Genomic DNA, 12,540 nt, shown 5'->3' on the forward strand with positions numbered 1-12,540 from the left:
GAACAAAACAATAGCTTCATTCACGATCAGGGAAGAGGTATACCTGATTAAATGCTCTTTTCCGAGTTTGCCCTCTTATGTGAGAAGATAGAAGCGCTCGCGAGCCGTCTTGAGATGCGGGATACAATCGCAGATATCCTTCCCGGCCTTGCACCTGACGATCTCCCGATCGTTGTCAGGTTCATCCGTGGTCTGATCTTTCCTGACTGGAGTTCCGCACATCTTGGGATCGGGCCAAATCTCCTCTATGATGCGGTTGCCTATGTGGCAGGCTGGAAACGGAGTGAGGTGATTGCTCTTGTCAACCGTACAGGAGACGCCGGACTGGCTGTTGAACACCTCCTCAAAGAGAAGACCCAGATGAGTCTCTTTGCCGAAGAGCTCATACTCGGCGATGTATATGCGACATTTCTGAGGATGGCCGATACTGCTGGTGCACAGTCACAGAAGGAGAAATTACGGAATGCAAAGCTTCTGTATTCGAATGCATCGCCGCTTGAAGGCCGGTATCTCACCCGCCTGATGCTTGAGGAGCTCAGGATTGGTGTCGGGGAAGGAAGTGTGCGGGATGCTATTGCGATTGCCTTCTCGGTGAGCCCTGATTCTGTGAACAGGGCGCATCAGGTGATGAATGATCTCGGTGAGGTGGCAAGGATCGCGTCTGTTGATCCGGATGCCCTCCTGAATGTGAAGATCGAGCTCTTCAGGCCGGTGAAGATGATGCTCGCCCAGGCGGGATCGATTCCGGAGATGGTTGCAGGCTCAGGCGAGGTCTGTGCGGAGTACAAATATGATGGCAGCCGGTTCCAGTTTCACCGGAGAGGCGACCGTGTTGCCATCTACTCCCGGAGGCTCGAAGATCTGACCGCTGCGCTTCCTGATATTGCCGGACAACTCTCAAACGTCATCTCAGGTGATGTAATCCTTGATGGCGAGGTGGTTGCCATAAGGGATGGGAGGCCGATGCCATTCCAGACGGTGCTCAGGCGGATACGGAGGAAACATGATGTCTCTGCCCATGTGGATCAGATACAGATGATCCCCTTCGTCTTCGATATCCTCTACCGTGATGGTGTCGGGCTGATCGATCTCCCCCTTTCAGAGCGGCGCATACATCTGGAAGATGTGATGAGCGGATGCATCGCACCGCAGATCCGATCGTCTGATCCCGACAAGCTGCTGGAATTCTATCATACGGCACTTGGAGAGGGGCACGAGGGAATCATGCTGAAAGTGCCGGGTTCCCCCTATATCCCCGGTAACCGGGGAAAGCACTGGGTGAAATGCAAGCCGGAAGTCGAGACGATCGATCTGGCGGTGATCGGGGGTGAATGGGGCGAAGGACGGCGTGCACACCATTTCGGCTCCTTCCTCCTTGCCTGCCAGGATGATGCCGGAAATCTCCTCCCGGTGAGCCGTGTTGCGACCGGTATCAATGACGAGACGCTCGGTCTTCTCCATGATCTCTTCAAAGACCGGGTGATCAGTACAACAGGTAAGGAGGTTTCCTTTGAACCGGGGATCATCTTTGAGGTCGGATACTCGGAGATCCAGAAGAGCACAAATTATGGTTCCGGATATGCCCTCCGATTCCCCCGGTTTATCAGGATCCGTGATGATAAGCGGATGGACGAGATCGAGACCCTCGCCCAGATTGAGGATCGGTACCGGCGGTTTGGGAGCCGGCTGGATCCGGGTCATGATCCTGCCGGAGAGCAATAGTCATATACCTGAGTGATGCGATCTCTCTTGTATGGGAGTGGGCACTGTATTGGATCTGATGCCGCATGATGATCCAGACCAGATCAGAGAACGCTTCCGTCTGTATATCCGGGAAAACAGCGATGCAATAGGCCGCTCTCTCCCACTCTTCTTCGCCCATGTCGTCTCCGCTCTTGAAGAAGGAGATGAACGGCTCCCCGATCCCGATTATAATTTTTTTCTGGATGGGATCGCCTGTGAGGTCTTCCGGAACAGTTCCCGGATAAATGATCCTGCTTTCGATTATGAGCTTGGAGCCATCCTTGCAGAACATAAGCGTAATGGGGGCAGAGGCGTCCTTGACCTCGTCTCCGGCCTGCATTCCATCAGGAGGGGGATGTACCACAATGCCATTCCTCTCCTGAAAAAATACCGGTATATCGACCCGCTGATCGGATCGGCCATCGCCTATTGTTACATTCAGGCGGAACGCATGGAGACGGATCACCTTCAATCTGATCCTCTCCTCTCTGCACGGGATCAGTTGATGGCGATGAGCGAACACCGCCCGCCTCTCGTTCCCCACCCTCTCCTTGACGAAGAAGAAGCTGATCTCCTCTCTTCCCTCTTCTGGGATGTCTATGAACAGGCACGGGAATGGTTCCCCCATGATGAATGGTTCCCTGAGATTGCATTGTGTAAAGCCGGGGAAGATGGCGATACCCGCCGGTATGATTCGGTTTTGACTGAGGCTATATCCTCGTTTCCCGATGATATCAGGTTTCTGCGTCGTGCATTCCAGGGGGCGCTTGAGAGGGAATCGCTCGAATCCGCAGCAGTGATCCTCCAGAGGATGATCCGGGTGATGCCTGATGGAATGGAGCCGGCCTATTATGGCCTGAAGCTGGCAACCATCACCGGAAAGGCAGAGATATTCTACCGGTTTAGAAAACAGGCGATAATCCGGGGTATTCCTCTCTATCTTATCCATCTCATCGAGTATATATTTGAGATTCTCCGGAGAAATCAGGAAGGGGCGGTGGAGACGAGAAAGCGTTTTTCGGTATTGTATCCCCGCATCGGTTATATTATGGATCTCTTCACATACCTTGAAGAGGATATCTTTTCTGGTGATCCGGTCCGGCAGAAGAGGGGATTGCAGGCACTACTGCCGATAGTTGACAGATTTGCAATAAGTGTATTAAAGATTGGAGAAGAGTGACCTATGCATGATGATCTAAGTGTTCAGCTTTTTTTGAGATCTCCCTGTGGGATGCTTGTCCTTGAAAAGAGGACAGGAAATGTTATTGCGATTAACTCATCCCTCTCAAAAATCATCGGCTGCCGGAGTGGCTTTGATCTCTCCCTCCCTCTCTCTGCGGTTCTTCAGATCGGCGCTACCACCCAGACGTCACGAGGGGTCTTTGAACAGAAGATACGAAATGCGGTTATTGAGGAGAGGGACGGTTTCACCCAGATGCTCCGCGATGCCTCAGGGGTAAGTGCCGAATACCTGATCAGGCCACGTGCAATCAACCTTGACTATCGTGAATATATCCTGCTCTCCATATCAAAGGTCTCAGATACTGTCTCTTCAAACCTCCTGATGGAAGAGGCGCTTGCCGAGAAGGAGGTGCTGCTCCGCGAGGTCCATCACCGGGTAAAGAACAATCTCCAGGTGATCTCAAGCCTCCTCCAGCTCCAGTCCCAGTTTGTGAGCGATCCGAAGATCCTCGGCTATATGACTGACAGCCAGAACAGGGTCAGGGCACTTGCCTATGTCTATGAACATCTCTACCGGTCAAAGGAACTCGGGCGGATCGACTTTTCCGAATATACAACCCGGATCACCCAGAGTCTTCGGAGGGAATATGGCGCCAATGCACAGAACGTGGCCGTACAGTTTGATATCCAGGATGTGGTTTTGAACCCGGATACCTCGGTGCCCCTCGGGCTTCTGCTCAATGAACTGGTTTCAAATGCATTCAGGCATGCATTCCCTGATGAGCGTGAGGGGACGATCCAGATCTCCATGCACCCGAATGAAAATGGAAGCTATACTCTTGCTATCAGGGACGATGGCATCGGTATGCCGAAAGGAATCAGGATCGAGAAGATCCAGTCGCTCGGCCTCCTTCTTGTCTCTTCCCTGGTGACACAGCTGGATGGAACGCTTGAGTTGAAAACAGGTAAAGGAACCGAGTTTAGGATTGTCTTCAATCCATTGCAATATAAAGAGAGGGAGTGAAGAGATGGCAGAAACCAGTGTTTGGATCGTTGAGGATGAGTCAATAGTCGCAATGGATTTAAAGGCCCGTCTTCTGAAGATGGGATATTCTGTTGTCGGGATATCCGGCTATGCAGAGGAAGCAATAGAAGCGATCCGTCTGAACCTTCCGGATATTGTCCTGATGGATATCGTCCTGAAAGGTACAATGGATGGGATCGAAGCAGCAGCGATCATCAGGGAGGAACTGGAGATCCCTGTTGTGTACCTGACGGCATATTCTGAAGAGGGAACGATCTCACGGGCAAAGGTGACCGAGCCGTACGGGTACATCCTCAAGCCGTTCATGGAACGCGATCTGCAAATTGCCATTGAGATAGCACTGTATAAATCCTCGATGGAGAGGAGGCTTCGGGCGAGCGAACGGTGGCTGAAGACAACAATGCAGAGCATGGGTGAGGGGATCATCGCAACAGATACAGGGGGGGTTGTGAGGTTGATGAACCCAGTTGCATCCAGGCTCACCGGAGTCAGCGAGGATGAGGCGATCGGAACCCTTTTGGGCGCTGTCTTCAGGATTGAGAGCGGTAACGGAAGCCAGGGTGAAGATCCGGTTCTGCAGGCACTCCGGGATCAAAGAGCTATCCACTCTGATCAGCTGATGGTGCTCGTCTCTCCGGATGGCTCCCGGCGGTTTGTTGAGTACACTGCAACTCCGATTACGGATGAGAAGGAACATCTCACAGGGTCAGTGCTGATATTCCGGGATATCAGCGATCGCGTCCGGATTGAAGAGGAGCTCCGCCGACACCGTGAACACCTCGAAGAACTTGTTGCCGAACGGACACTGGAGCTTCGAAAAGTGAATACCCGGCTCGAACAGACCCTTCATTATATTGATATGGCAGAGAAGAAGTGGGTTGAAGAGGCGTTCGTCTCAGAAGTTGCCGGTAATTATCCCGGCCAACCCCGGATGCCGGATGGGCTTATCAGCATTGATTCAGGTCTCCATGTCAGGCTGATCAACTATGCGGCCGAAGAGATGATCGGGTGGACGCAGAAAGATGCCGAGAACCAGCCGCTATCTGCAATTCTTTCGCTTGAAGGCCATTCCAAAGATGCAATCGCAAAACAGCTCCATTCAGTTGTTGCAGGTAGTGCCAGGGAGCCAATGGAATTGGATTGTGTCCTTCTCAGGCGTGATCGTGTGAAAATACAGGTGCGGATCAGTGTCGAGCCATTCCGGGATCACTCCGGCGTGATCAGCGGTGCAACCATCTCAATTCACCGTATCCAGCCCTCTTCTATCGGGAAGATCTAGAATCGATCTGAGCAGTTTTTAAAACTTAAAAATTCTCAATGAATCCTTATCGGCCGGGAGAGGCAGGAGCAGTCGATTCCGGGCGAGGCTACCCTGAGATCGGTATAGGTCATATCGAGGCCAAGCGCCTCCTGTGATGAAGCGAAGGCAACCATGGGGGAGTTGTTCACTTCACTCAGATGCGAGAGGATGACGGTGGAGACTGAGCCATGCAGTTCCCTGAGGCATTCTGCTGCCATTGTGTTTGAGAGATGCCCCTTCTTTCCCCTGATCCGACGCTTCAGGTACTCGGGATAGGGCCCTTCATCAAGCATCTTCGGGCAGTGGTTGGATTCAAGGACAATCCCGTCGCTCTCTGCAAGAAGCTCCATCATCCGGGGGGTGACTGTCCCGGTATCGGTCATGATCGAGAGTGTCAGGTCATCTGATCGTATGGAATAGCCGCATGGTTCGGTGGCATCGTGGGAGACGGCAAAAGGGGTGACTTCGAATGCCCCCACTGTCAGGGGGGTATTGTACCGGCATGCGATATGGGGTGGAGGTTTTTTGATCTGCTGCCGGATAGAGGAGAATGCTGCAAGTGTCCCGCCGGTTGCGATCAGGGGAAGGGAGAGAGCACGGGCGAGGGCATTGGCACTCCGGACATGATCGGTATGTTCGTGGGTGAGGAGGATCCCCTCGACAATTGCAGGGTCTCCGCCCGATTCGGATATTCTGGTGATGATATCACGTTTTGCGATGCCCGCATCGATGATGAGGGCGCTTGTGCCGTTGCTGACGTAGATGCAGTTGCCACTGCTCCCGCTTGCAAGCACTGTGCATTCCATCAGGTACGTATTGGTTGCTCCTGTTAGATAACAGGCGGGGTTATGCCCCCTGATACATCCCTGATCTCTTATATCTCGCCGCCACGCTGTTCAAGCTCGGAAAAGACCGGAGCAAGAGTTCCGCTTAGAATTGATCGTTTTGCAAGCCTGATTAAGTACCTGATATACTGGATATGGGCCAGCTGAAAACTGACGATCAGTCCGAAACAGAGCGAGACGATGACTATCAGACTATAGCCGCTGAGGGTAACCATAGAACACCTTATGATTCTCGTTCAATTTCATCAAGGAGGGGAATGAGAGAGTCTTTATCTGAACATTCCTTCCCGACGATAAGAAATCTCTTCGTATAATACCTGGAGAGAGCGATATATCCTCCGATAAGTCCTATGCCAAAAGCAAGAGCCCCGATGGCGATATAGGCGGAGAGGCTCAGCAGGAGATCACTCATTTCTTCACCATGGGCACTTTTTAACTTCGGACTATATAAATGAGTATCTATTTCTTCGGGAATGTCTGTATTTGGAAAGATTCAATGGATCTCCGGGTGTATAGGTACGTATGTGGAACCAATGTGATATTTCCGGCTGGAAGGAGAAGCGGCGGGGTGATATTTCCGGGGTTCTGGGTGCTGTCCGGGATATCGTCGATCAGATCGAACGGGATGGTGATGCTGCCCTTCTCGATCTGACCGAGCGGTTCGATCGGATCAGGCTGGATACCCCACGAATCCTTCCCGAGGAGATTGAAGAGGCGTACGAAGAGGTGGATGAACGCCTCGTTGAAGCACTCTGTGAAGCAGAAGCCCGGATCACGCGGTTCCATGAACTCCAGAAGGCCCGTTCCCTCTGGCTTGAGGAGATTGAGCCGGGCATCACCCTCGGTGTCCGGACACGCCCGCTTGACCGTGTCGGCTGCTATGTGCCCGGTGGAAGGGCGGCATACCCGTCCACGGTCCTGATGACGGCTGTTCCGGCACGGGTGGCAGGGGTTCCTGAGATCTGCTGCTGCACTCCTCCGCCGGCCGATCCGCTGACACTTGTTGCGATGGATATCGCCGGGGTGACGGAATGCTATCGGGTTGGTGGCGCCCAGGCGATTGCGGCAATGGCACTCGGGACCGAGACGATCCGGCCGGTCGATAAGATCGTCGGGCCCGGAAATGTCTATGTGACTGCGGCGAAGATGCTCCTCCGCGATTCCGCGGAGATTGATTTCCCGGCAGGCCCGTCTGAGATCGGGATCATCGCCGATATGACCGCTGATCCCTCCTATATCGCAGCCGATGTCATCGCCCAGGCAGAGCACGACCCCCACTCGGCAAGCGTGCTGGTGACGACTGATGCGGGGCTCGCCGGGCGTGTCGGTGAGGAGATTGCACGGATGGTTGCATCTTCCCCGAGGCGGGAGATCATCGAAGAAGCCCTCACGCAGTCCGGGTATGTGATCGCATCCTCCCGGGGTGAAGCGGTCCGGATGATGAATGAGATTGCGCCTGAGCACCTCTCGCTCCAGGTGGCCGATCCGATGGCCCTTCTCAGCGAGGTTGGCCACGCAGGCTCTATCTTTGTCGGACCCTGGACGCCGGTTGCCTGCGGGGATTATGCATCAGGCACAAACCACGTCCTCCCCACAGCAGGGTATGCGAGGGTTCACTCGGGGCTTGATGTCCACCATTTCTGTACCCGCAGCCAGGTCCAGATCCTGACCGAAGAGGGGCTTGCGGCGATCGGCGATGTGGTGGAAGCGCTCGCCGAAGCCGAAGGGCTCTATGGGCATGCAGAGTCGGTACGGGTGAGGCGGCGGGGGTAGTTCGTATGGGTGATGGTATGGAGAAGCAGAATGCCATACAAAATCATTGTTGAAGAAGATCCCAATGGCTATATTGCCTATCCAATCGGCTTAAACGGAGTTGTTGTCGCTGAAGGTGATACCTATGAAGAGGTACTTGCTGAGATACGCTCAGCCATACAGTTCCATATTGAATCATTTGTCCGGGATGCATTTGTCGATGTTGATACCATGGAGGCATTCATCGCAGAAGTTGCAGGAAAGCGGCCGACGGATAGATGAATTTTCTTTAAGGTGCACTTCCGCAGAAAGTAATTAAACATTGTATTCACTTGCTTTCTGGTTATCAGAACCGGGAATCATATCTCTCTTGCCCGGACAAATGCTGATGGATCAATTACTCCAATGACCATCCAAAACGAATATGTATAATAACAATGAACGAGGGTATGTTACTTGCTTACAGGATGGCTTTAAAGAATGGTTCAATCAACATCTCAACAACCTGACTATTATGATGCCGCAAAACGACATTTTGATGATGCTACGTACCTTTTTAATATTAAGAGATGTGCAAATTCGGACCATCTTTATGGTCTCTCTTCAGAATGTGCCTTAAAATCAATAATGCTGGCACTTGGAATGGGGCTTACCCCTTCTGGCAGCCCACAGAAAAAGAAACATCGGACACATATCAATCAATTGTGGAGTGAGTTTATTTCTTTTGCCAATACCCGAAATGGCTCAAATTATACTCGGACAATGAGTTTATCAACAAATCCATTTGATAAATGGGATGTCGCAGACAGATATAAACATCGAAGGGAAATATCAAATAAAGTTGTTGGGATCCATCAAAAGGGAGCTGAGGATGTCATGAGAATTCTTGAACAAGCACAATTGGATGGAATAATCAAATGATCTTAAACAAAGGCGTACTTTTTGAAGAGGCACTCAGTAAGGCAACTGAGCTGGCGAAAAATAATCCTCTCCCGCAATTGGATGAACTTATCTATGTTCGTGATCTCCGTGGTCGGATACGCCTAATTCTCTCCGGAAAATGTGATGATTATAGTGATGAAGAGCAGAAAATACAATTGTTTGCAAAATCGCTGAGCGAACAGCTGGGAGTATATGGATATCCCCCTGATCAGAGCATCCTTTTTGCAGGGGATCTGATGATTGGTGAGGAGATCCTTGTATCCCCTGATCGCCGGCTTATTGCTGAAGGGACTGGAGTGAAGTTATGGCTAATCGATCGCCAGATCACCGGGCAGGATTGGATGCGACAACCATTGGAAAGAACGACAAGAAACCAGCGGGTAACGTTTTTTGGAGTCAAGGGTGGGGTTGGACGGTCGACTGCCCTTATTATTTGGGCATGGCACCTTGCTAAGAAGGGGAAGAAGGTTATTATCTTCGATCTTGATCTCGAGTCTCCGGGGGTTAGCAGTACCCTCCTCCCGAATGAACACCTTCCAGACTATGGTATAGTGGATTGGTTTGTTGAAGATGGTGTTGGACAAGGGAATATAATTCAAAAAGAGATGGTTGGTATCTCTCCAATATCACGGGAGTTAATAGGTGACCTCTGGATCGTTCCGGCATATGGCAGGATGACCGGGGATTATCTTCCCAAACTGGCAAGAACCTATGCTGAATCCTCAGAAAGTGGTGATAGCTGGGGAGATAGACTCCAATATCTTGTTGAGCAGATTGAAGTGTCACACCATCCGGATATTGTGATCCTTGATAGTCGGGCTGGCATTCATGATATCGCTGCTGTCTCTGTCACTCGAATGGATGCTGACGCTCTTTTTTTTGCTGTGGATAGCCCCCAAACATGGAAGGCGTACTCATTCTTGTTTGAAAACTTTAACAAAAGTCCTTCTCTTAAGGAACTTCGTAATAGATTTAGGATCGTTGCCTCTATGGTTCCCGAGGTTGGGCGAAAGCAGTATATGACAGGGTTTACTCAGAATGCATGGGACCTCTTCATGGATTACCTGTATGAAGAGACGGGTGATGAAGATCAAGATTATTTTTCTTATGATCTAAAGGATGAGGATGCCCCGCATCACCCCCTCCCGATCTTCTGGCACCGTGCCCTCCAGGAGTTTAATCCTATTGCATCCGAATATGGTATAGATGAAAAAACCATTGAGGAAGCTATGAAAGAATGTATAGCAATTCTTGACCGTCTTTACGATAATGAGAAGGAGGTTCATCCATGAAAGATGATGATGAATATCCACATTTTCTTCGTGATCTGATCCTAAGTGCCCTCCCTGAAGATACTTCCCTCCATGGTGCCTCCCCAAAGATCCATGAGATGTATCTTCCTGACGCTCATGCAAAGGCACTTAGACCAGATAACATGGTTGTTGTTGGAATTCGTGGCTCCGGAAAGAGTTTCTGGTGGGCGGCTCTTCAGCAAAAAAGGCATCGTTCTCTAATCGGTAGCCGTGCAGGGTTGAATGAAGAGACTCGTATCTCAACAGGATTTGGGGAAGATCCACGTCCAGATGATTATCCTGGGAAGGACACTCTATTGATGCTTCTGAAGGATGGTCGATATGAACCCCGAAAAGTCTGGCTAACTATTGTTCTCTGGCATATCGGAAAAGATAATCTTCCAGGGGTTTTTCTCTCACTCAAAACATGGGAGGAACGGGTTGCATGGGTTCAGGAGAATCCAGAACCTTTGGAACGATCTCTCTATAATGCAGATCAACTTTTGATAAATGAGCAGCGTTATCATCTTATCCTTTTTGATGCACTTGACCGGACTGCGGATGATTGGGAGACGATGCATAAACTTGTAAGAGGACTCCTTCAGGTGGCATTGGATATCCGATCATATCAACGGATTCGTCTGAAAATATTTGTCCGTCCTGATCAGATTGAGGATCCGGCGGTGGCGGCGTTTCCGGACTCCTCAAAAATCCTGACCCAAAAGACTGAATTAATATGGTCTAAAATTGGATTATATGGGCTTTTCTGGCAATATCTTGCAAATGATCAAAAAGCAGGAAATGATTTTCGTCAATGGTGCGCCAATCTGATAACCATCAAATGGGAGAAACAGAGCGATGTTTGGATTATTCCAGAAGAGATGCAACGCAATGAGGATAATCAAAAGTTCATCTTTCACAAGATGACAGGACCTTGGATGGGTCGTGATCGCAGGCGCGGATATCCCTATACCTGGCTTCCTAATCATCTTGGTGATGCTAGAGGTCAAGTTAGCCCACGAAGTTTTATAAAAGCACTCAGATATGCAGCTGAAGATAAGTCAAGACCTGATTACTCTTATCCTCTTCATTATGAAAGCATCAAGCGTGGTGTGCAGGAGGCTTCCAGAATAAGGGTTGGAGAAATAGAGGAGGATTATCCTTGGGTTAAAACTCTCATAGAGCCACTTAATGGTCGTTCTGTTCCAATATCAATTCAGGATGTTAATGACATATGGAAAGAAGAGAGTACCCTAACAAATTTAGAGGATACGATTAAGACAGAAAATGTCCGTCTACCACCTGTACATCTAGATCGCGGTACAAATGGTGTTCTGGATGATCTGGCAAGTCTTGGGTTAATTGAGCGAATCTCCAATGATCGAATCAACATGCCTGATGTCTATAGAGTTGGATATAGTCTCAGACGGAAAGGTGGTGTGAAGCCAATCAAGTGATCGCAATCCTTTTATATCCTATACACCGCTTTCCCACTCTTTTCTCCTTTCCACTTTCCTTCTCCGGGTGCAAGCCCTGCGATATCGTCTGCTACCTCCCGGAGGGTGGCGCTGGCGAGATCGGCGAGGTGGACTGCCCACGCCTCCGATGTCCGTGGCATGACCTCGCCGTATTCTCCGTGATGTGACTGGACGATATGGAGGAGGTGGAGGTAGGTTGCATCATCGAGGTAGTCCTTAAACCTCGTGAGGAAGGTGATCCCAAGCGGGATGTGGCCGATCAGATCGTATTCGGGGCGGGCTGCATATCCGATCCCCTTCTCTTCAAAACAGAGGGCTTTTCCGATATCATGGAGGAGTGCACCGGCGATCAGGATGTCGCGATCGATCCCGTAGCTCTTCTTCGCCTCTGCCATGGCAACAGCAATTGTCGCCGTCTCAAGGGTATGTTCTGCAAGGCCGCCCCGGTAGTTATGGTGGCGTTTCTTGGCAGCAGGCTTCTCGTAGAAGCCGCCCGCATCCATCAGTGCGAGGGAGACGACCAGCTTGAGCTGGCCGTTTCTGATCGTCCCGGCGAGGTTCTGTATGCCGATAGCGGTCTCTTTGATATCAACGGGTGAATAGACGAACTCTCCCTTTTCTGATGCCTGGATAGCAGCCGGGGCGGCGAGATCGGCTATTCCATCATTGATATTGATCTCGCACTCGCCATTGAAGACTTTTGCAAAGCCTTTGATCCGGTAGACTTCTCCCTGCTGGAGGCTCCTGCCGAGTGCCTCGATCTCGTCAGCCGATTGTGCCGGCAGCCCCCAGATCTTGCAGGAGATCCTGCCGGTTCTGTCGGCGAGCGTGGCGAAGAGGTATCTGCCGTCATCTTTCTTCTTCCGTATATCGATCTGTTCGAGGAGGAAGAGTGAGTCAACCTCGCATCCGTCGCTTATGTCGGTTATGGTCTGGGTTTTTGGCATGGGATCACCTGAAG

The 12,540-nt window shown here is 50.9% G+C and carries 13 protein-coding genes; 9 read left to right on the forward strand and 4 right to left on the reverse strand.

Translation table 11 applies throughout. The annotated features are described in order from the left end of the window. The first annotated feature begins 51 nt into the window (after window positions 1-51). From ACYUBO_RS02465 to ACYUBO_RS02480, 4 genes are read left to right on the forward strand one after another with little or no spacing between them, the layout of a single operon-like run. The gene (locus tag ACYUBO_RS02465) at window positions 52-1,722 is read left to right on the forward strand and encodes an ATP-dependent DNA ligase (protein ID WP_460372098.1); all 1,671 of its coding nucleotides are present in this window, start codon (window positions 52-54) and stop codon (window positions 1,720-1,722) included. A gap of 31 nt (window positions 1,723-1,753) precedes the next feature. Beyond that, on the forward strand, window positions 1,754-2,923 hold the full coding sequence (locus ACYUBO_RS02470) for a hypothetical protein (protein WP_460372100.1): 1,170 nt from the start codon (window positions 1,754-1,756) through the stop codon (window positions 2,921-2,923). A 3-nt stretch (window positions 2,924-2,926) separates the two neighbouring features. Next, window positions 2,927-3,949: a sensor histidine kinase gene (locus tag ACYUBO_RS02475; RefSeq protein WP_460372101.1), complete on the forward strand. Its 1,023-nt coding sequence runs from the start codon at window positions 2,927-2,929 to the stop codon at window positions 3,947-3,949. 4 nt (window positions 3,950-3,953) lie between these two features. After that, window positions 3,954-5,249: an ATP-binding response regulator gene (locus ACYUBO_RS02480; protein ID WP_460372103.1), complete on the forward strand. Its 1,296-nt coding sequence runs from the start codon at window positions 3,954-3,956 to the stop codon at window positions 5,247-5,249. A gap of 35 nt (window positions 5,250-5,284) precedes the next feature. Here the strand turns inward: ACYUBO_RS02480 and ACYUBO_RS02485 are convergent, their stop codons facing one another. The 3 genes from ACYUBO_RS02485 to ACYUBO_RS02495 all read right to left on the reverse strand — a co-directional run bounded on the left by ACYUBO_RS02485 (window position 5,285) and on the right by ACYUBO_RS02495 (window position 6,527). After that, on the reverse strand, window positions 5,285-6,076 hold the full coding sequence (locus ACYUBO_RS02485) for an MBL fold metallo-hydrolase (RefSeq protein WP_300332975.1): 792 nt from the start codon (window positions 6,074-6,076) through the stop codon (window positions 5,285-5,287). Between the two features lie 68 nt (window positions 6,077-6,144). After that, window positions 6,145-6,330 (reverse strand): hypothetical protein, encoded by a 186-nt coding sequence (locus tag ACYUBO_RS02490; protein WP_300332974.1) that lies wholly within the window; start codon window positions 6,328-6,330, stop codon window positions 6,145-6,147. A gap of 8 nt (window positions 6,331-6,338) precedes the next feature. Then, window positions 6,339-6,527, reverse strand: coding sequence for a hypothetical protein (locus ACYUBO_RS02495; protein WP_300332973.1), 189 nt, complete (start codon window positions 6,525-6,527; stop codon window positions 6,339-6,341). A 110-nt stretch (window positions 6,528-6,637) separates the two neighbouring features. Here ACYUBO_RS02495 and hisD point away from each other — a divergent pair, with 110 nt between their 5' ends. From hisD to ACYUBO_RS02520, 5 genes are all read left to right on the forward strand, one after another. Next, window positions 6,638-7,888, forward strand: a complete 1,251-nt coding sequence (gene hisD / locus ACYUBO_RS02500; RefSeq protein WP_460372106.1) for a histidinol dehydrogenase — start codon at window positions 6,638-6,640, stop codon at window positions 7,886-7,888. Between the two features lie 30 nt (window positions 7,889-7,918). After that, window positions 7,919-8,149 carry a type II toxin-antitoxin system HicB family antitoxin gene (locus ACYUBO_RS02505; protein ID WP_460372108.1) on the forward strand — a complete coding sequence of 77 codons (231 nt, stop codon included), beginning with the start codon at window positions 7,919-7,921 and terminating at the stop codon, window positions 8,147-8,149. Window positions 8,150-8,347: 198 nt separating this feature from the next. Beyond that, window positions 8,348-8,788 (forward strand): hypothetical protein, encoded by a 441-nt coding sequence (locus ACYUBO_RS02510; RefSeq protein ID WP_460372110.1) that lies wholly within the window; start codon window positions 8,348-8,350, stop codon window positions 8,786-8,788. Continuing rightward, window positions 8,785-10,101 carry a KGGVGR-motif variant AAA ATPase gene (locus ACYUBO_RS02515; protein WP_460372112.1) on the forward strand — a complete coding sequence of 439 codons (1,317 nt, stop codon included), beginning with the start codon at window positions 8,785-8,787 and terminating at the stop codon, window positions 10,099-10,101. Before ACYUBO_RS02510 ends, ACYUBO_RS02515 begins: the two co-directional genes overlap by 4 nt. Further along, a complete protein-coding gene (locus tag ACYUBO_RS02520; protein WP_460372114.1) occupies window positions 10,098-11,558 on the forward strand; it encodes a hypothetical protein in 1,461 nt (486 codons plus the stop codon). The genes ACYUBO_RS02515 and ACYUBO_RS02520 overlap by 4 nt, the downstream gene beginning before the upstream one ends. An 11-nt stretch (window positions 11,559-11,569) precedes the next feature. On the opposite strand, the gene ACYUBO_RS02525 is transcribed toward ACYUBO_RS02520, so the two are convergent. Beyond that, complete coding sequence (locus ACYUBO_RS02525) at window positions 11,570-12,526, reverse strand: HD domain-containing protein (protein ID WP_460372116.1); 957 nt, start codon at window positions 12,524-12,526, stop codon at window positions 11,570-11,572. Between the last annotated feature and the right edge of the window lie 14 nt (window positions 12,527-12,540).

This window comes from Methanocalculus sp. MC3, from assembly GCF_054767395.1.